The organism is Rathayibacter sp. VKM Ac-2926, assembly GCF_022815565.1.
GTDB classification, from domain to species: Bacteria; Actinomycetota; Actinomycetes; order Actinomycetales; family Microbacteriaceae; genus Rathayibacter; species Rathayibacter festucae.
Map to the genome: position 1 here is coordinate 119,428 of NZ_JALGRS010000004.1, position 18,392 is coordinate 137,819.

The following is an 18,392-nucleotide window of genomic DNA, read 5'->3' on the forward strand; positions in this document are numbered from 1 at the left end:
GGCCACTGTCGTGAAGAAGCTCGCCATCGCCGCTCTCGCTCTGATCCTGCTCGGCCCGTCGTTCGCTCTGGTCGGGATCGGGGTGCTAATGAACCCCGCCTCCACCGCCGCGTGCACCGTCACCGGGAACGGCATCACGATCGGCGAGGTCCCCGAGTCGTTGAGCGTGACCACCGCGAACGGCGAGACATTCACCCTCAATAGCCGTCAGCTTTCCCACGCCGCGACAATCATCGAGACCGGCTCGGGCATCGACGGGGTTACCCGGGACGGGCTCCAGATCGCGCTGATGGCAGCCCTCACCGAATCCACCCTGCGCATGCTCGCCAACACGGGCACCTACCCCGAATCCGCGAACTACCCCAACGACGGTGACGGCTCCGACCACGACTCGCTGGGCCTGTTCCAGATGCGACCTCAGTCCGGGTGGGGCACGGTCGCCAACCTCATGGACCCCGTCTATCAGGCGCGGGCATTCTTCGGAGGACCAGACGGCCCGAACTACCCCAGTCCCCGAGGGCTACTGGACATCCCCGGCTGGCAGTCGATGGACAAGGGCGAAGCCGCCCAGGCCGTCGAGGTATCTGCCTACCCCGACCGGTACCGCAACTACGAGCCCGTCGCCGAGACCATCCTGACCACCCTCACCACCACGACCACTGCGGGCGCTTCCACCGGCGGCACAGTTGCGCCGGCGGTGCGGACGGTCGCGGCGGAGTCGTCGCGGGTGGTGTTCCCGCTGCCGGAGGGCACCTGGGTTCCCTCCTCGGACTACGGACCCCGGGTCCACCCGATCAGCGGGGAGAACTCGTTCCACACCGGCACGGACTTCGCCGCGCCCGATGGCACGCCTATCCTCGCCGCAGCAGACGGAACCGTGACCGTCGCGGAATTCTCCGGCGGCTACGGCGGACTCGTTGTCATCGAACATCACATCGACGGAGCAGTCGTGGCGACGGCGTATGCGCACATGTGGGAGACCGGCATCCGCGTCACCGCCGGCGACACCGTGACCGCCGGACAGCACATCGGCGACGTCGGCTCCTCCGGCAACTCCACCGGCCCGCACCTGCACTTCGAGGTCCGCACCGGCGGCACCAACGGCCAGCACACCGACCCCGCCTCCTGGCTCAACGCCCACAACGCCGCCGATCTGCCCGAGCCTGCCACCGGCACACCCGGCGGCTGCAACCCCGACCCCGGAACGCCCGGCGGCGATCCGAGCCCGGTCGATGGCGACCCAGACCGCATGGTCGACGACCCCACCAGCGGCGGGCAAATCACCGCCCGCCTCCTTCACCTCCACACACAGGCCACCACAGCGTTCCCGGAGACCTCGTGGTCCTGCTACTCGCCACGTCCGGGCACTGTTTCCGAACACCCTCTGGGGCGGGCGTGCGATCTAACGTTCGGTAACGCCATCGGCACCAACCCCACTCCCCCGCAGCTCGAGGCCGGATGGCAGGTCACCAACTGGATGAAGGACCACGCCGAAACCCTCGGTGTCGAGTACCTGATCTGGCAGGACAAGATCTGGTCCCTGACCCGAGACGCCGAAGGATGGCGCGACTACGCGCACGGCACCAATATCACCACCCGGCACATCGACCACCTCCACGTCACCGTCCGGGCCGGAAGCTGACGGCCATGGACGTGTTCCCCGACTTCGAAGGCCTGAGCGGCATCGGCGACCTACGCGAAGTAGTTGGCGCGCTACTGACATTCGTGCTCATCACTGCGGTGATGATGCTGATCGTCTCCGCCATCATCTGGGCCATCGCTACCGCCAACGGCAACCACACCGCCGCGTCCAAGGCACGCATCGGCGCGTGGACCGCCCTCGGGACCACAGTCGTGGCCGGCGGCGGGGTCGCGTGGATGAACTGGCTCATCACCCTCGGTCAGCAGCTCTAACGCCGCCCTGCTGCCCGTCTCGCGAACCTGTCGTGTTCGCGGCCTCACGGGTTGGGGTGCGCACCTGCCCGACGAACCCATCCATGTTCTCCGCACTACGGGCGGAGAACGTTCGTCAGGAGGCCCACCGTGTTCGATCTCATCACCGCCCTGCCCGTGCTCATGCCCATGGACATCAACATCGATCCCAACAGCGACGGCCTGCCCGGTATCGCACAGCTCCGCACCATCGTCGGCGCCGTCATGACCGTCGGCCTGATCCTGTCCGTCCTGGCGCTGATCATCTCGGCGATCGTGTGGGGCTTCGGCGCGAACTCGTCCAACCCGCATCTCGCCGGACGCGGAAAGGTCGGCGTCCTCGTCTCCTGCGGTGCGGCATTGATCTGCGGAGCGTCGGTGACGCTGATCAACTTCTTCTGGAACGTCGGCCAGCAGGTCTGACCCACCCACCCGACTCGACCCCTATGTGTGAGGAGTGATTGCGGTGGGTGTGTGCGATGTCCCCATCATCTCGTCCGTCTGCGACACAGCCGGCGAAGCCGCCGCGTCCCTCGTAGCGGCACCGTTCGACTGGCTCGCCTCCGCGATGGGCGCCGCCGCGGGCTGGCTGTTCGAGGCCGTCTGGACCGTGTTCGACACCACCACCCTGGTCGACGTAACCCGGCCGGAGTATGTGGCGGTCTACAACATCCTGTTCGGCATCGCCGTGTTTGTGATGCTGATCTTCTTCTGCCTCCAACTCATCACCGGCCTCATCCGCCGTGACCCGACCGCCCTGTCTCGGGCGGCACTCGGCCTAGCAAAATCCGTCCTCGGATCGTTCGTCGTCATCACCCTGACCGCGTTGCTCTTGGAGATCGTCGATCAGCTCTGCATCGGCATCGTCCAAGCCGCCGGCGAGACCACCGAGTCGATGGGCGACAAGATCACGCTCTTGGCCGCGGGCCTGGTCGGGATTAACATCGCCGCCCCCGGGGTCGGGGCGATCATCACGATCTTCCTTGCAGGCCTCGCCATCGCCGCCGCCGCCATCGTGTGGTTGAGCTTGCTGGTCCGCAAGGCCCTCCTGCTGGTCGCGATCGTTCTCGCGCCGCTGGCGTTTTCCGGTGCGTCGTGGGATGCCACCAAGGGGTGGATCAGCAAGTGGGCGATGTTCGTCATCGCCCTGATCGTCTCCAAGCTCGTCCTGGTCGTGATGTTCCTCGTCGCCATCACTCAAGTTTCCGCGCCGATCGACGGGGATCTGTCCTCCGTCGCCGATCCGATCGCCGGGATCGTGCTGATGGCGATGGCCGCTTTCGCTCCGTACCTGACGTACAAGTTCCTGTCCTTTGTGGGCTTCGACATGTACCACGCGATCGGGTCCGAGCAGGACGCGAAGAACGCCCTCAACCGGCCCATCCCCACACCATCGAAGCCGCGGGGCGGCGAGCCAAAGAAGGTTCTCGACGGCGGCAACATCTCCGGAGGGGATGGGGGTGGGAAAACCCCGCCGCCACCGACAAACACGGCGCCCCAGGGCCCTGGTGGCGTTGCCGGAGCCGGAGGCGGGAAGGCCGCCGCCGCGGGCGGCAGCTCCGCCGGGGCAGGGGCCGCGGCAGCAGGCCCGGTCGCAGCGGCAGTAATCGCAGCGAAGGTCGCCAAAGATGCTGCCACCGCTGGGCCCAAAGCCGGCGCCGCGCTCGGCGGGCAGGGCGAGGCCGCCGCTGACTCCGCCTCCCAGGCAGGCAGCACACCCCCGGCGTCACAGACACCGCCGCCGTCCACCCCGGCGCCCAAGACACCGACTGCACCGAAACAGACCCCACCTTCGGCTCCGAAGCCGACCGGGAAGGAGTGAGAACCATGACGACCAAGAACGAGCGCGCCATGTCTTCGGAACTGGTGCCAGTGAAGTTCTCCCGCCTCACCCGCCGGGGAGTGCTGCTGGGCCTGTCTCTGACCCAGCTCATCACCTTGGCCACCGGCATCCTGAGCATCGTCGGCGCGCTGTACGCCGGCGGCGGCATCCTGCTCGCCTACACCGCGCCCATCTGGGCACTCGCCGCCGCCCTGACCTGGACACCCATCGCCGGACGCCCCGCCATCGAATGGTTACCCGTCGCGTCCTGGTGGCTCTGGCGTTCCACCGGCGGGCAACTTCTCTACCGCAGACGTGTAGTCACCCCACGCCCTGTCGGCACCCTCGCCCTGCCCGGCGACGTTGCCCGGCTCCGCGAATACACCGACCCCGACACGAACGCCGGGATGATCCACGACCCCCACCAGCAGACCCTCACAGTCGTCTGCGAGATCAGCCATCCCGCGTTCGTGCTCCTCGACCCCGGTGAGCAGGAGCGTCGCGTCACCTCCTGGGGCCGCGTACTGGCCACCGTGTGCCGATCCGGCCGAATCGTCACTCTCCAAGTATTGGAGCGCACCCTGCCGGACTCCGGCACCGGGCTGGCCGAATGGTGGGCCTCCCACGGGATATCCGACGACTCCTGGGCCGCGACCACCTACGCCGAACTCATTGACCGCGCCGGGCCCGCCGGAGAACGACACGCCACCACCCTGTCTCTCTCGCTGGACATGAAAGCCGCCGCCCGGCAGATCAGGACCGCCGGCGGCGGCATCCGCGGCGGCGCAGCCGTACTCCGGCAGGAGATGTCCACCCTCGTTGCAGCTCTGCGCTCCGCCGACCTCACACCCTCCGGATGGCTCACCCCTGGACAGATCGCCGTGATCCTCCGCGGTGCGTATGACCCGGCGATCGCCGCCACCCTGGAACGTCACGGCGAGCTGGGACAGAACCTCGCCACCGCCGGCCCCGTCGCAGTCAACGAGTCCTGGACACGCTTGCGCACCGACTCCGCCCACCACACGACACTGTGGATCAGTGAATGGCCCCGCTCGATGGTCTATCCCGGATTCCTGTCGCCGGTACTGCTGTCCACCGGCATCCAACGCTCGTTCTCACTGATCTGCACTCCGATGCGCTCGGACCAAGCTGCCCGGGACATCCGCAAAAAGAAGGTCGAGCACATCAGCGACGCCGCTCAAAGGGCGAAGATCGGCCAGATCGAGGACGCCGCCCTCACTGCCGAATACCAAGACGTTCTCCAGCAGGAAGCCGACCTCACCGCAGGCCACGGAGTACTGCGCTACACCGGCCTCATCAGCGTCTCCGCCCCTACCGTCGACGAGCTGGAAGCCGCGGTCGCGGCTATTGAACAGGCAGCGATCCAAGCGTCTTGCGAGACCAGGCCCCTCGTTGGTCAGCAGGCGGCGGCCTTCACGGCCGCCGCGTTGCCTCTGTGCCGAACTGTCTGAGGTTTAGGAGGGGTCGGTGGGCCTGACGAGGATGGTTGTTGTCGGGTCGACATCGGGAGCCCACGCCAGCGTGGGCAGATCGGCACTGTCCAGTCCGTCGAGTTCGAGACGGACCTGTCCGGCCAGGTGGGCGGAGTTGACCGACTGCCCGTTGGCAATTGCGGCGTAGAACTGGGCTGCGTAGTTGATCGCGTCGGCATCGTCGATGCTGTCGGCCATGCCGATCGCGAACGGCACGACCTGGTCCACCAGGTCATCGATCTGGGCAGCGGATTTGCAGGAGTTCAATAGCACCAGGAGCGGCGGATCATCGGTGGCGCGGATGGCGTTGGCAAACGCGCGGGCCGAGACGATCACGCCCGTGTGCGGTGCGTCCTGCTCGTCCTCGAACACAATGAGGTCTTCATTGCTATGGCCTGAGAAGTGCACCACGTGGGGGCGGAACTTGGTAATTCCGTCGAGGAGGTCATGGGTGGTCGCCGCCGGACGGACGTCGAGTTCGATCTGATCACGATGCAAAGCGGATTCGACGGCCGCCCGGATACGCTTCTGTTCCCTGCCCACTCGGAGGTCTCCTTCCGAGGATGCTCCGAGAATCAGGACCCGAAGTTTCTCCGGCTTGGGGGTAGGAAGTTGGCGAAGAACATGGTCGACGGCTGATTCGGTTCCACTGATCCGTGACTCCAGAGTCGCCCGATCGGCAGCGGTCCGCCGGTCCGCCTGCTGCTGTTCGCGTTTACGGCGGCGCTCCGCGGCATCTGCCTCGGACTGCTCGGCTCGCGTCAGCTTGGTCAGCAACGCTGACTCCTCTTTCGAGTACCCGGCAGCCTTCGACTGCAACCGGCCGGCCTCCTTGCCTGCGGCTTCGGCTTCCTGGTCTTTACGATCAGCTTCGCGAAGCTTGCTCTTCGCAGTCGTCTCGCTCTTGGTCTTCGACGCGGACTGTCGCGCCTTGGCCGCCTCGGCACGTTTCTTCGACTCCTTCGTCCGGTACTCGCCGGCCTTCTTCTCGGCCTCGATCCGTTGCTTGCGTTTCCGTTCAAGCTGACCCCGGTACTGACTCGCGCTCATCTGACTACCCCTCGCTCCATTGCGTCCACTCATAGCCACGCTACGCCCGACCACGGACACCCTTGGCTCATCGCCGCGCACCTGCTTGACACGCCACGTGCCAAGGAGACTCGCAATGCCGACATTCAAAGATCCACTCGCCGATGCCGCCGAGGCATCAGAAGCTCTGCGCGGCCTCGCCCACGCCAGCCGGACCCTCGACAACCCCGCCGACACGTACGCCGTTTTCGGTGACGTGATCTCCGGGGTGCGGTCGCTGCGACAGGTCCTCGATCAGCTCGCGGACGCTCATCTGACACACCGCGAGCGCGCCCACGACGACGCCGGCAATCACGCTGCCGGAGCAGGTAGTGCCCTGACCGCTGCGGATGAGCTGCACCAGGCGGGCACTCTGCTGGATCAGGTGCACGATCGACTCGATGCAGCGTTCGGACACTCGGGAAAGATCGCCTGGCACCCCGAACCCGCCCTCGAACAAGCGTCGCTAAGCGAGCCCGCCGCGCGGCGGTGGGTCTCTGTCGTGTTCCTCCAAGGCGAGGACGCCGACGAGGTACTCGACCTGATCGACCGGGACGGCACGGACGCGGCGATCGAACACTTGAAGAGATTCGACTACGGCGACGAGACCACCTCAGCCGCGATGGAGAACGGGTACGTCTACGACGAGCGCCCGGCGGGGCCGCTGGACCGTGTGGTTGCCGATGGGGACTACACCCTCACGTCCAACGCGGCGATGGGGCACGTGAGCCTGCTACGCGCGCACCCGGCTCCGCTTGATCCGCCTCTGGTTGGATCGGGGGCCAAGCCCAGTCGCGAGGCGATGCGGACGTCGCCGGTGGCGGTTAGGGACTGGTTCGCTGGTCCTGCCGGCGGGACGGCTTCCGTGGGGCGGGGGCTGTCGCTGTGAATGAACGCGAGCAGTTGCACACCTCCGTACTCGTCGCGCCTGCCTCCGAGCGACGCCGGCTCCGTAAGCAGCGACGGCAGGCCGCCGCCCACCTGCAGGCTGAACATCGCCGCACTGAGATCACCGAAGCGAGGGCGAAAGCGGAGGCCGAGCGCGCCGAACGACGAGCCACCGCCTACCTGCCTGCGGCGGGTGAGCCCGGCCCGGCAGCACTGCGCTCCCCCGGTAAGTTCCGCCTGCCTCGGCATCAGGACACCTCTGCGACCTTGGCGGGGGCGTATCCGTTCGTCGCAGAAGGTGGGCTTGGCGCCGACGGGGTGTTCGTCGGTCAAGACCTCTATTCGGGAGGGTCGTTCGTATACGACCCCTGGGTGCTCTACGCCCGCGGCATCATCACGGCACCGAACGTGGTGCTCGCGGGGATCGTCGGCTCTGGCAAATCCAGCCTCGCGAAGTCTCTCTACACGCGGAGCATTCCGTTCGGCCGCCGCGTGTATGTTCCGGGCGATCCGAAGGGCGAGCACACTGCGGTCGCGAAGGCCGTCGGTGGGCGGGCGATCGTTCTGGGCCACGGACTCAACACCCGCCTGAACCCGCTCGACGAGGGCCACCGTCCCTCCGGTCTGTCCAATGAGCAGTGGGCGCTCACCGTTGCCTCCCGCCGCCGCGACCTGATCGGGTCACTGGCTGAAACGATCCTGGCTCGCGGGTTGACGCCGTTGGAGCACACCGCGATCGACTTGGCACTCACGCAAACGGTGCGGGAGAACACCGTGCCGATCCTGCCGATGGTCGTTGACCGCATCCTCCGCCCCACCGCCGATGCCGACGACCGGTTGGCCGACGACGGACGGCTCGTCGGCCACGCTCTTCGCCGCTTGGTCGCCGGTGACCTCGCTGGCTTGTTCGATGGCCCGTCCACAGTGACATTCGACCCGACCCTGCCGATGATCAGCCTGGACTTGTCCCGGGTCACCGAGAACAGCACCCTGATCTCCGTGCTGATGACGTGCTCGTCGGCCTGGATGGAATCAGCCTTGCTGGACCCCAACGGCGGGCAACGCTGGGTCATCTACGACGAGGCGTGGCGGCTCATGTCTCATCCGGCACTGCTGCGCAGGATGGACGCGCACTGGCGGCTGGCTCGGCACTACGGGATCGCGAACATGCTGATCTTCCACAAGCTGAGCGACCTCGACAACGTCGGCGATGCCGGCTCCGCGATGCGGTCCTTGGCGAACTCACTGCTAGCCAACGCCGAGACCAGGATCGTCTACCGGCAGGAATCCGACCAGCTCGGCCCCACGGCACAGGCCCTCGGGCTCACTGGCACCGAGCAGAAGCTTCTCCCCTCGTTAGGTGTCGGGCAAGGACTGTGGCGGATCAAGGACAGGGCTTTCGTGACCCAACATCAACTGCATCCCGCCGAGCTGGAGTTGTTCGACACCAGCTCCCGGCTCACGCAGGGGGTGAAGTGATGCACGGCAAGCCCCTCCGCCGTTCGACCTGGCAGCAACCCGAGCAGACCCCGATCGTGCTTCCGCACGCGGTCATCACCGTCACTGACGACGGCAAACTAGACGTCACTGTCGACGGAACCGCGTTCCCGCCGCCGCCCGAAGGGCAGGCGTGGACGCGGGGCGATTTCGGAGACCTGCTGGATGCCATCGCCGAGGACCGGGCGACCGCAGTACGCATCGAGGTCCGTGAGACCGACGGGAGCGTGTTCACCGACATCATCCGCGCCCGCCGGCGCATCACGCCCGGCCCACCAGCGCCCGAGCCGGGGAAACAGGGCGGCAAGCCCGCCACGAGGACGCGAACGCCCGAACTGGTCGAGGTGACAGCGGACGGGTTCGTGCCGGGTGAGGACGTCGCCGTCGCGGTCATCGTTTCCCACACCGATGCCACTGGAACCGGCCGCGCCCGCACCCTCCTCGACAAGACTCACCTCTCCTTCCTGCTGCGAGACCGGACCGGCGAGGTTGTGCTCCTCGGGCGAATCTCCGGCACCGTTCACGTTCAGCGGCTGCCATGAACCCATCCCAGCAACGTCAGGGCGGGTCGGTCGGCGATGAGCTGACCAACGCCGCCCTCATCGGACTGGTCGGGATCTTCGGCGTCGCGCTTATTCTGCGTGCCGCTGGCAGCGTGGCAGCGTTCCTCTCCGGCACGCCGCAACCCACATCGGGGCCAGCCTCCGGATTGGCGGTGCTCGCCAATCCGGGTGACCCTGCCACCGCGTTCGGCGCCCACAGCCTCAGCCCGATCGTGTACTGGGGCACCACCGCAATCCTGCTCGCGAGCCTCGCCACCGCAGGGACCTGGGCGTGGGTCCGGTTTCGACGGCACACCCGAAAGGTCGACACCGACCCGCGACGTCTGATCGGCACCGCCACTGCCCACGAGGTCACACAGACCGCCTCAGCCAAGGCGCTTCTCCGTCGGGCATCTACGCTCCGCCCCTCCCTCGACAGCCCCGCCCCCGGTGATGTGGGCTACCGGATCGGCACTTCCAAGGGGCGAGATGTCTGGGCCAGCGTCGAGGACTCAATCCTGCTCATCGGGCCACCCCGCTCCGGCAAAGGCCTCCACATCGTCATCAACGCCATCCTCGATGCGCCGGGCGCGGTGGTCACCACCAGCACACGCCCAGACAACCTCACCGCCACTCTCCGCGCGCGGCAACGTGACGGACGCCCGGTGGCCGTGTTCGACCCCCAGCACCTCGCCGAAGGCATCCCGGCAGGCATGCGTTGGTCGCCTATCCGCGGCTGCGAAGACCCGCTGACCGCGATGATCCGCGCCACCGGCCTCGCCGCCGCCACTGGACTCTCGTCCGGCGGCGTCGAATCTGGCGGATTCTGGGAAGGCAAAACCCGCACCGCCCTCCAAGCCCTCCTTCATGCCGCTGCCCTCGACCAGCGGCCACCATCAGAGCTGTTCCGGTGGACCCTCGACCCCACGGCTGCCGCCGAAGCCGTCGCAATCCTCACGAACAGCGCTCAAGCGGCGACTGGGTGGGCGGACTCCCTCGGGGCGATGATAGATTCCGACCCCAAGACCCGCGATTCGATCTGGCAGGGCGTCGCCCTCGCTCTCGGCGCTCTCGCTGACCCCCGCGTCCTCGACGCCGTCTCACCCGGACCCGGCAAAGGCTTCGACCCCGAGACGTTCATCCGAGAACGCGGCACCCTCTACCTCCTCGCCACCGGCGCCGGAGCCGGCGCATCCGCCGCACTCGTGGCAGCGCTCGTTGAAGACCTCATCGAGACCGCTCGCCGCATCGCCGCGCGGTCCCCCGGCGCGCGCCTCGACCCACCCCTGCTGCTCGCACTCGATGAGATCGGCAACCTCGCCCCGTTACCGTCCCTGCCGACACTGATGGCGGAGGGCGGCGGCACCGGCATCACCACTATGCCTGTCCTTCAGTCACTGGCCCAGGCTCGGGACAAGTGGTCGGACAACGCCGCCGGTGCGATCTGGGACGCGTCCATCGTGAAGATCATCCTTGGCGGCGCCTCCAACTCCCGTGACCTCCAAGACCTCTCCACTCTCATCGGCGAACGCGACGAATACACCGACAGCGTCACCCTCGGCGACCACGGCAGCCGCTCGAACCAGCGCTCCATCCGCCGCGTGCCGATCCTCCCGCCGGACCGCATACGCACCATGCCGTTCGGCACCGGCGTCACCCTGCTCCGCTCCGCACCACCAATCATCACCGACTTACGGGCATGGACCTCGCGCCCTGATAGCACCCAGCTCAAGGAGGAGCGGGCAGGGATCGAGGCGCGGCTACGACGCCCAGTCGACTCCTGACGAGAGCGACCGTGGGCGTTGCTGTGCACCTGCCTCATACGAGCGACCCCACACCGGCGGTCGCCACGAACGCCAGGAGGAGAGCCCGATGGCTATCCGCACTCAGCAGTCCATCTCAGGTTTCATCGCGTCTGATCCGCAGCTCAACTACACGTCCAAGGGGGAGGCGAGGTTCTACGCACGGATCGGCCAGGAGCACTTCCGTCGGGAAGGCGACGGGACATTTACCCGGCTGGAGCCGACGTTCCACGATCTCGTTGCGTTTCGCGCCACCGCCGAGCGCGCCCATGAACGATTCGCCAAGGGCGACAGCTTCGTCGCCGAGGGATACGTCCACCCCTACACGAGCGAGCGCGACGGGCAGAGCACCGACGTTGAAGAGTTCGTCGCCAAGAAGATCGGTCACGACCTCGCCCGCACCACCTATGAAGTCGACCGCACACGACGTGCCCCGGACGCCGTTGAACAAGTCGCTCCGACCCGAGGGCCCGTCGACCGGTCCGCCCTTGAACATGCAGGCGCGCGACGGACATCCCCCGACAACGGGCCCGCGATTGGGTTGTGAGGAGTCCAGTCATGGAGGACATCGCTGAGGCTCCAGAGTTTGACGAACCAGAGCCGCGCCAACTCAATGAGGACGACTACGACGAGCACCCGCTGGTCGACACCGGACTGATCGCCGAGCCGCCCCATCCGGTGAACTGGAACCTGCTCACCGCGGACGAAGCCGGCGCCGAATGGATCGAACTCGACCAATGGGTGCACTGGCTCCGTCGCACGTACGGCCTTCCAGCGTCGGTGATCCCACCGTTCTGGTACCGACACCCTGAACTGCTGTGGGAACTATCTGCACTGCACCTGCACTGGCTCTGCGCCTACGACCCCGACCAGAACGGCTCCGCACCTCTCGGGTGGCACCGCGACTTCGCTGACACACGGCAACGGCTCCGCGACTGGGTTGCCGCTTCTGGGACCCGCCTGGATCTTGATCGCCCCACCCGGCAGACCACCTGGCCCGGCGAGGAACCCGGACCCGCAATCGATGATGTCGTGCTCACAGACCGCTCGGCAGACTTCGAAGCGTTCGTGGCCACCGATATCGCCAGACGGCAAACGGCCGAGGATGAGTTCTACGCGTCGATAGTCAAGGGCGATCAATGAGCCGCGCCCCGAGCTTCCCACCCGCTGATGAACTGGCTCAGATCGTCCCGGAGCCAGCCCATGACGCTTTCGCGGCCGGGTGGCGGGCCGGAACTCATCGACACGCCACTCAACCAGCGTCACAGGATGTGCTGGAGCAGATCGCAGCAATGCTGGATGCTGCGATCACGCCGACGCCCTCATCCGACCGGAACGATCAATAGCCGTTTCTCGGTCACCGCCTTACCCGGTTGAGCATCAATCCGATGAATCATCCGCCGCAGGTATGCACGCTTCTCCGTGATCGTCCGCTCCTTCCACGACGCGATTAGTGCAGGACCGTCCTCGATAGGGAACTCTTCCAACTCCATTGCGTCTAAACGACGCTGGAGGACCTCCACCCGCCGCTGAGCATCTTCAACAAGCGACAACAGTACGGTCACCATGCCGCCCCGATACGCTCCAGTGCCCTGCTTGGACAGCAGCGCATCACGCTCAGCTTTCGCCTCGTCGAGCTGAGCGAGCACGTCATTGATGCCTACGTCCGCGCGTGCAGCGCGACGTCGAGCACGCGCCTGAGCAAGCGCGTCATCGCTGAGCTGAGAGAAGAACCAGCCAAGGACGAACGCCTCGCCCTTGGCAGCATCGATCGTGCACCCACCTGCGCAGTTCCCCGGCCCCCTCAACCGGTTGGCCTGGCACCGGTACGCGAATGCCTCGACGCGCTCGCCTGACGCACGCGTGCGGTACTTCTGATGCCCGTACAGCCTTTCCCCGCACTGGCAGTGCACCAGACCGGTCAGAAGCCACTCATGCGATCCCCACGGTCGCCGGGTTCGTGATGTCTTCGCCTCCTCCAACAGCCGTCGTACCCGCAACCACGTCGCCCGATCACACACCGGCTCCTGACCAATCACAGGCTTCCCTGAAGCGTCACGCGCAATGTAGTCGAGCAGATCGAGCTTGACCCCCCGTTGATGTTCAGGCACTTGCCGCATCCGATACCCGATCATCCGAGGCGAGACCAGCGAGCGGTACACGGTCGCCTCATAGACCGGTCCGCCTGTCGCGGTTGTGATCCCAAAGTGCTCACTCCAGTGGCGGACGATCTGCGCCAGGCTCTTACCCGCCAGCACCATGTCCACCGCAGCCTGCAACGCCGGGTACTCAACGGGGTGTGGCACGAGACGCACCCCCGAACGCCCAAACTCATCTGTGACCCGCGGACCGGCGATCCACCCGAGTGGCGCCGTGCCACCGTGGTGGAATCCCGCCTCCGCAAGATGGCGTTTCGCCGCAAGTTGCCGCTCACTCATGGAGTCGGTTTCGACCTCCGCGAGAAGAGCCTTGATTCCAGTCACTAGCTTCGCGCCGGCGGTCGCGGTATTCAACTCATCGGCGCTGTCCTGGTGCGAAACCAACTAGACGCCCGAGCGCTGGCATTCGCCGATCCACTCGATGCACTTAGCCGCGACCCGGTTCGTACGATCCAGCTTCCAGAACGCTACTGCCGACACCTTCCCGGCCTGAATGTCCTGGTTGAGTTGGCGCCATCCCTTGCGGTTCTTCGCCGCGGACGTGCTCGCTGAATCGTTATCGACATACTCACCAAGCACAGTCCAACCGCCATCCTGAGAGAGCTTTCGTGTCAGATCAAGTCGCTGGCGTTCGATCGCGTCGGCCTTGTCCCTGTGATACTTCGACAGACGCAGGTACAGGTAAATTGCCCGTGTGCCTTCGGCGGGTGTCTCCGGACCTGTCTGAGTAAACGCGGGATAGACCACCGCCCGCGTGGCCCGTCCGGGCCGCGCGTTCGGTCCCGGCTTCGTCGTGCTTGTGTTCATCAGTGACCTCCTTCGATAAGGAGGTGCGCTTTCCATTGCTGGACTCGTCCAGGAAGAGGACCCCGCGGGTCGCGCGTGCGACGGCTCCCGGCCGGATCCTGCCGCTGCCGCCGCCGACGATCGCTGCGGCGGAGGCGGAGTGGTGCGGGCTCTCGAACGGCGGACGCCTCACAAGGGTGCCGCCGGTGTGCTCGCCGACGAGGGAGCGCATGCAGGTCGCCTCGAGTGCCGCCTCGTCGTCGAGATCCGGCAGGATCCCGGGCAGGCGTGAGGCGAGCATCGTCTTCCCCGCTCCGGGCGGACCGAGGAGGAACACGTGGTGCCCGCCCGCCGCTGCGGCGATCATCGCGGACGCCGCTTCCTCGTTGCCGATCACGTCCGCGAAGTCGAGCCGGGACTCCGGCTCACGAACGGCTGGAGGCGCAGCGGAACGCTCCGGCAGGACCGGCACGTCCCACTCCGCCCCGTGCCACACGGCGGCCGCCGCCAGGGACGAGACCGGGATGACGTCCACCCCGTCCACCAACTCCGCTTCGAGCCGGTCGTCCTCGGGCACCATCACCCTGTATCGGCCGGCCCGGGCCGCGGCGAGTACCGCGGGCAGCACGCCCGGCACCGATTGCAGTCGCCCGTCGAGCCCGAGCTCGCCGATGTGCACGACCGCTGCGACCGACTCGCGATTCACCTCCCCCAGCGCCGCCAGCGCCGCGAGCCCGATCGCGAGATCGAACGCGGAGCCGTGCTTGGGCATCGCCGCCGGCGACAGGTTCACCGTCATCTTGTACTCCGCGATCCCGCTGCCCGAGTTGATCGCTGCGGACCGCACCCGCTCCTTCGCCTGCGACAGCGCCGCATCCGGCAGACCGATGATCACCATCCCCGGAGTGCCGTCCGCCGAGTGCGCCTCCACCCCCACCACCGCGCCGGTGAAGCCGACCAGACCGACCGCGGATGTCCGCCCCAGCCCCATCAGGCCACCGCCCGCACATGACGCACCTGCGACGGCACTCCGTCCGGCGCGACGATGCCGACCGCGTCGATGCGCAGGTGCCGCGAGCGCTCGTCGTGCTCCCGCGCCCACGCATACGCCAGCCGCCGCAGCCGCTGCGCCTTCACCCGCGTGATCGCCTCGATCGGCAACCCGAACCGCGTCGAGGACCGCGTCTTCACCTCCACCACCACCAACGCCGAACCCTCCCGCGCCACGATGTCCAGCTCCCCCTCCCGCACCCGCCAATTGCGGTCGAGGATCTCGAAACCGCGCTCCCTCAGGTGCGCCGCAGCGATCTCCTCGCCGCGACGGCCCAACTCGTCCTTGTCCATGCAGAACCTCCCGAGGGAAGGGTCGCGGAGAGAGAGGTGGCACGGGGCGGGCGGCGGTAGAACTGGGGAGGGAGCGGGGAATCCGGAGCTGTGGAGGGCGGGTCCGGCGGCGTCGATCGGCGCGGGATCGTCCGTCGACAGTGGGTCTCGATACGCCGCCTCCGGCGGCTACTCGACCAGCATGAAGGCCGGGCGGTGCGTGATGCGCTCCGGAAGCGGAGGAACAGCCGGTGCCGGCCCCTTGTGAGGGTGGGTCTCGATCCACCGCCTGCGGCGGCTACTCGACCAGCGTGAAGGCCGGGCGGTGCGTGATGCATGCCGGAATCGTGAGACCAGCCGCTGCCGGCCCCTTGTGAGGGTGGGTCTCGATACGCCGCCTTCGGCGGCTACTCGACCAGCATCAATGAGGCCGGCCGCGGCCCGAGGGAAGAGCCGTCAGCGACGTCCGTCTGCGAAGTTTCGATGAGCGCCACCGCTACTCGATCAGCGGAGGGAAGAGTGCGCTGCAAGCGCTCCTCAGCCGGAGAAGGGTGCGCTGCAGGCGCTCCTCAGCCGGAGAATGGAGCGCTGCAAGCGCTCCTCGGCAGGGGGGAGTGTGCGCCGGAAGCGCTTCTCAACCCGGAGAGAACGAGCCGGAAGCCCTACTCGTCGAGGGCCAGCTCCTTCGGGAGCTCGAACTCCTTGCGGGAGAGCTCCTCGACGTTGACGTCCTTGAAGGTCAGGACGCGGACGGACTTCACGAAGCGGTCGGAGCGGTAGACGTCCCAGACCCAGACGTCGCGCATGGTCAGCTCGAAGTAGAAGTCGTGCTCGGTGTCGCGGCGGACCAGCTCGACCTCGTTGGCGAGGTAGAAGCGCCGCTCGGTCTCGACGACGTACGAGAACTGCGAGACGACGTCGCGGTACTCCCGGTACAGTGCCAGCTCGACCTCGCGGTCGTAGTCCTCGAACTCGTCCTCATCCATCGTCCGTCGATTCTACGCGACACGACCCTCCGCCGGGACCGCCCTACGCAGAGACGGCGTCCGCTCCGGCCTCGCGCGAGCGCGACAGCCACGTCACCCGGTGCAGCGGCGACGGCCCGACCCGATCCAGGCCGGCCCAGTGCGCGGCGCTGCCGTAGCCCTTGTTGCTGTCCCAGGCGTAATCGGCGAAGTCGTCGTGGTGGCGCACCATCTGGCCGTCGCGGCCGACCTTCGCCAGCACGGAGGCGGCCGAGACGGAGGCGCAGTCGCGGTCGGCCTTGATGCGGGTGACGATCGTCAGGTCCGCCGCCCACGGGCCGAGCGCGGGCGTGAGCCAGTCGTGCTTGCCGTCGAGCAGGACGACGGCGCGGGACAGCTCCACGCCCTGGTCGACGAGGCGCTCGATGCCGCGCGAGGCGGCGCGGCCGAGGCCGGCGATGATCCCGGTGTCGTCGATCTCGTCGGCGGAGGACTCGCCGATCGCCCAGCCGGACACCCACTTCACCACGCCGGGCAGCAGTGCCTCGCGGCGCGCGGGGGCGAGCATCTTCGAGTCTCGCAGGCCCTCCGGGAAGCGGCCGCAGCGCGAGCCGATCGCGACGACGCCGACGGAGACCGGTCCGGCGATCGCGCCGCGGCCGACCTCGTCGCAGCCGATGACGCTCTCGAAGCCCTGACGGAAGAGCCGGCGCTCCTCGCGGAGGTCCGGGTCGGCGACGACCACCTAGCGCCCGCCCGCGCTGGCCCGGTCGTCCTCCGACTGCTCGTCGGACGCCTCGGTGTCGACGCCGCGGAACACCGACGGGTAGTCGTCCAGCCAGGCCCACTGCTGCACCGGCCAGGTGACCAGGATCGCGCGGCCGACGACGTTGTCGATCGGCACGAAGCCGTTGCCGGGCTTGTCGGTGTTGTACCGGGAGTCGGCGGAGTTGTAGCGGTTGTCGCCCATCACCCAGAGCGAGCCCTCGGGCACGACCACGTCGAACGGGGTCGCCGAGACCGCCTGGACGCCGTCGGGGAGCTTCACGTACGGCTCCGAGATGGGATTCCCGTTGATCTCGACCTGGCCGAGCGGCGTGCAGCAGGTGACGTGATCGCCGGGCAGGCCGATGACCCGCTTGATCAGGTGGTCGTTGCTGTCCGGCGCGGTGAGGCCGACGAGCGCGAGGGCGGAGTCGATGGCGGCCTGGAAGGCGGGGACCTCGGGCTCGGTGGTCGGCGAGAGCCAGCCGCCCGGATCGCGGAAGACGACCACGTCGCCGCGCGAGATCGGGACGACCCCGGGGACCAGCTCGTTCACGAGGATGCGGTCGTTCTCGACCAGCGTCTGCTCCATCGAGGAGGACGGGATGTAGAACGAGCGGATCAGGAACGTCTTGACGAGGAAGGACACCAGGACGGCGACGACGACGATGATCAGCACGTCGCGGAGGAAGAGGAGCACTCCCCGTCGGCGACGGCGGGGCCGGTGCTCGCCGTCCGGATCGGCGGAGTGGCGGCCGCCGTCGTGCGGGAGGGTCACGGGGGCCGTGCTGTCTGTCATCGCGTGCCGTGGCCCCTACTGTGGTCGACCCGCGCGGTGCCGCGCCGGTCTGTGGATCACCGGGTCGTACCGCCCCGGAAAAGGGTCGGACCCCGGTCCATCATAGATGGGCCGGGGTCCGGGAATCGCTGTGCGGACGCCGCTCAGGAGTCGCGCTTCTCCTTGATCTTCGCCTTCTTGCCGCGGAGGTTGCGGAGGTAGTAGAGCTTCGCGCGACGCACGTCACCGCGGGTGACGACCTCGATGTGGTCGATCACCGGGGAGTGGACCGGGAAGGTGCGCTCGACGCCGACCTGGAAGCTGACCTTGCGGACCGTGAAGGTCTCGCGGACGCCCTCGTTCGAGCGGCCGATGACGACGCCCTGGAAGATCTGGATGCGCGAGCGGGTGCCCTCGACGATGTTGACGTGCACCTTGACGGTGTCGCCGGCGCGGAACTCGGGGATGTCGGTGCGGAGTGACGCCGCATCGAGTGAGTCGAGGATGTGCATGCTGTATCGCTCTCCGTGCCCGCCACAGGTCGAACACCGTTTCGTTGATGGAAGTCGGTC

General features: G+C 67.4%; 20 protein-coding genes. 11 read left to right on the top strand and 9 right to left on the bottom strand.

What is annotated here, in order from left to right; genetic code table 11:
* The first annotated feature begins 10 nt into the window (after window positions 1–10).
* The 5 genes from MT351_RS06740 (at window position 11) to MT351_RS06760 (ending at window position 5,226) form a co-directional block, all read left to right on the top strand.
* Entirely contained in the window at window positions 11–1,642 is a 1,632-nt protein-coding gene (locus tag MT351_RS06740; protein WP_243581665.1) for a M23 family metallopeptidase, read from the top strand.
* A 5-nt stretch (window positions 1,643–1,647) separates the two neighbouring features.
* Window positions 1,648–1,914 carry a DUF6112 family protein gene (locus MT351_RS06745; protein ID WP_243581666.1) on the top strand — a complete coding sequence of 89 codons (267 nt, stop codon included), beginning with the start codon at window positions 1,648–1,650 and terminating at the stop codon, window positions 1,912–1,914.
* A gap of 129 nt (window positions 1,915–2,043) precedes the next feature.
* Window positions 2,044–2,355 (top strand): DUF6112 family protein, encoded by a 312-nt coding sequence (locus MT351_RS06750; protein ID WP_243581667.1) that lies wholly within the window; start codon window positions 2,044–2,046, stop codon window positions 2,353–2,355.
* A 43-nt stretch (window positions 2,356–2,398) separates the two neighbouring features.
* Entirely contained in the window at window positions 2,399–3,754 is a 1,356-nt protein-coding gene (locus MT351_RS06755; protein ID WP_243581838.1) for a conjugal transfer protein TrbL, read from the top strand.
* A 5-nt stretch (window positions 3,755–3,759) separates the two neighbouring features.
* On the top strand, window positions 3,760–5,226 hold the full coding sequence (locus tag MT351_RS06760) for an SCO6880 family protein (RefSeq protein ID WP_243581668.1): 1,467 nt from the start codon (window positions 3,760–3,762) through the stop codon (window positions 5,224–5,226).
* A 3-nt stretch (window positions 5,227–5,229) separates the two neighbouring features.
* Here the strand turns inward: MT351_RS06760 and MT351_RS06765 are convergent, their stop codons facing one another.
* Window positions 5,230–6,297 (bottom strand): CHAT domain-containing protein, encoded by a 1,068-nt coding sequence (locus tag MT351_RS06765; protein WP_243581670.1) that lies wholly within the window; start codon window positions 6,295–6,297, stop codon window positions 5,230–5,232.
* Between the two features lie 115 nt (window positions 6,298–6,412).
* On the opposite strand from MT351_RS06765, the gene MT351_RS06770 reads away from it, so the two are divergent.
* The 6 genes from MT351_RS06770 to MT351_RS06795 all read left to right on the top strand — a co-directional run bounded on the left by MT351_RS06770 (window position 6,413) and on the right by MT351_RS06795 (window position 12,187).
* Window positions 6,413–7,204 (top strand): hypothetical protein, encoded by a 792-nt coding sequence (locus tag MT351_RS06770; protein WP_243581671.1) that lies wholly within the window; start codon window positions 6,413–6,415, stop codon window positions 7,202–7,204.
* On the top strand, window positions 7,201–8,682 hold the full coding sequence (locus MT351_RS06775) for an ATP-binding protein (protein WP_243581673.1): 1,482 nt from the start codon (window positions 7,201–7,203) through the stop codon (window positions 8,680–8,682). The genes MT351_RS06770 and MT351_RS06775 overlap by 4 nt, the downstream gene beginning before the upstream one ends.
* Entirely contained in the window at window positions 8,682–9,242 is a 561-nt protein-coding gene (locus MT351_RS06780) for a hypothetical protein (RefSeq protein ID WP_243581839.1), read from the top strand. Before MT351_RS06775 ends, MT351_RS06780 begins: the two co-directional genes overlap by 1 nt.
* Window positions 9,239–11,026, top strand: a complete 1,788-nt coding sequence (locus MT351_RS06785; protein WP_243581674.1) for a type IV secretory system conjugative DNA transfer family protein — start codon at window positions 9,239–9,241, stop codon at window positions 11,024–11,026. Before MT351_RS06780 ends, MT351_RS06785 begins: the two co-directional genes overlap by 4 nt.
* Window positions 11,027–11,114: 88 nt before the next feature.
* On the top strand, window positions 11,115–11,591 hold the full coding sequence (locus MT351_RS06790; RefSeq protein ID WP_243581675.1) for a single-stranded DNA-binding protein: 477 nt from the start codon (window positions 11,115–11,117) through the stop codon (window positions 11,589–11,591).
* 11 nt (window positions 11,592–11,602) lie between these two features.
* Window positions 11,603–12,187: a DUF4913 domain-containing protein gene (locus MT351_RS06795; protein WP_243581676.1), complete on the top strand. Its 585-nt coding sequence runs from the start codon at window positions 11,603–11,605 to the stop codon at window positions 12,185–12,187.
* Window positions 12,188–12,366: 179 nt separating this feature from the next.
* Here the strand turns inward: MT351_RS06795 and MT351_RS06800 are convergent, their stop codons facing one another.
* From MT351_RS06800 to rplS, 8 genes are all read right to left on the bottom strand, one after another.
* Window positions 12,367–13,587, bottom strand: a complete 1,221-nt coding sequence (locus MT351_RS06800) for a recombinase family protein (RefSeq protein ID WP_243581677.1) — start codon at window positions 13,585–13,587, stop codon at window positions 12,367–12,369.
* Window positions 13,588–13,890: a recombinase family protein gene (locus MT351_RS06805; RefSeq protein WP_243581840.1), complete on the bottom strand. Its 303-nt coding sequence runs from the start codon at window positions 13,888–13,890 to the stop codon at window positions 13,588–13,590.
* The gene (locus MT351_RS06810) at window positions 13,820–14,980 is read right to left on the bottom strand and encodes an ATP-binding protein (protein ID WP_243581679.1); all 1,161 of its coding nucleotides are present in this window, start codon (window positions 14,978–14,980) and stop codon (window positions 13,820–13,822) included. The genes MT351_RS06805 and MT351_RS06810 overlap by 71 nt, the downstream gene beginning before the upstream one ends.
* The gene (locus MT351_RS06815) at window positions 14,980–15,333 is read right to left on the bottom strand and encodes a YraN family protein (RefSeq protein ID WP_123736854.1); all 354 of its coding nucleotides are present in this window, start codon (window positions 15,331–15,333) and stop codon (window positions 14,980–14,982) included. Before MT351_RS06815 ends, MT351_RS06810 begins: the two co-directional genes overlap by 1 nt.
* Before the next feature lie 641 nt (window positions 15,334–15,974).
* Window positions 15,975–16,298 (bottom strand): DUF2469 family protein, encoded by a 324-nt coding sequence (locus MT351_RS06820; RefSeq protein ID WP_056044100.1) that lies wholly within the window; start codon window positions 16,296–16,298, stop codon window positions 15,975–15,977.
* A gap of 43 nt (window positions 16,299–16,341) precedes the next feature.
* Window positions 16,342–17,022: a ribonuclease HII gene (locus tag MT351_RS06825; protein ID WP_243581681.1), complete on the bottom strand. Its 681-nt coding sequence runs from the start codon at window positions 17,020–17,022 to the stop codon at window positions 16,342–16,344.
* Entirely contained in the window at window positions 17,023–17,841 is an 819-nt protein-coding gene (lepB, locus tag MT351_RS06830; RefSeq protein ID WP_123736852.1) for a signal peptidase I, read from the bottom strand.
* A 143-nt stretch (window positions 17,842–17,984) separates the two neighbouring features.
* The gene (rplS, locus tag MT351_RS06835) at window positions 17,985–18,332 is read right to left on the bottom strand and encodes a 50S ribosomal protein L19 (RefSeq protein ID WP_123445722.1); all 348 of its coding nucleotides are present in this window, start codon (window positions 18,330–18,332) and stop codon (window positions 17,985–17,987) included.
* Window positions 18,333–18,392 lie beyond the last annotated feature (60 nt).

Bases quoted from the DNA above. Each gene is read 5' to 3' on its own strand.
- MT351_RS06745 (WP_243581666.1), top strand. From the start codon at position 1,648: ATGGACGTGTTCCCCGACTTCGAAGGCCTGAGCGGCATCGGCGACCTA.
- MT351_RS06760 (WP_243581668.1), top strand. From the start codon at position 3,760: ATGACGACCAAGAACGAGCGCGCCATGTCTTCGGAACTGGTGCCAGTG.
- MT351_RS06765 (WP_243581670.1), bottom strand. From the start codon at position 6,297: ATGAGCGCGAGTCAGTACCGGGGTCAGCTTGAACGGAAACGCAAGCAA.
- MT351_RS06770 (WP_243581671.1), top strand. From the start codon at position 6,413: ATGCCGACATTCAAAGATCCACTCGCCGATGCCGCCGAGGCATCAGAA.
- MT351_RS06780 (WP_243581839.1), top strand. From the start codon at position 8,682: ATGCACGGCAAGCCCCTCCGCCGTTCGACCTGGCAGCAACCCGAGCAG.
- MT351_RS06785 (WP_243581674.1), top strand. From the start codon at position 9,239: ATGAACCCATCCCAGCAACGTCAGGGCGGGTCGGTCGGCGATGAGCTG.
- MT351_RS06790 (WP_243581675.1), top strand. From the start codon at position 11,115: ATGGCTATCCGCACTCAGCAGTCCATCTCAGGTTTCATCGCGTCTGAT.
- MT351_RS06795 (WP_243581676.1), top strand. From the start codon at position 11,603: ATGGAGGACATCGCTGAGGCTCCAGAGTTTGACGAACCAGAGCCGCGC.
- MT351_RS06810 (WP_243581679.1), bottom strand. From the start codon at position 14,980: ATGGGGCTGGGGCGGACATCCGCGGTCGGTCTGGTCGGCTTCACCGGC.
- MT351_RS06815 (WP_123736854.1), bottom strand. From the start codon at position 15,333: ATGGACAAGGACGAGTTGGGCCGTCGCGGCGAGGAGATCGCTGCGGCG.
- MT351_RS06820 (WP_056044100.1), bottom strand. From the start codon at position 16,298: ATGGATGAGGACGAGTTCGAGGACTACGACCGCGAGGTCGAGCTGGCA.
- lepB (WP_123736852.1), bottom strand. From the start codon at position 17,841: ATGACAGACAGCACGGCCCCCGTGACCCTCCCGCACGACGGCGGCCGC.
- rplS (WP_123445722.1), bottom strand. From the start codon at position 18,332: ATGCACATCCTCGACTCACTCGATGCGGCGTCACTCCGCACCGACATC.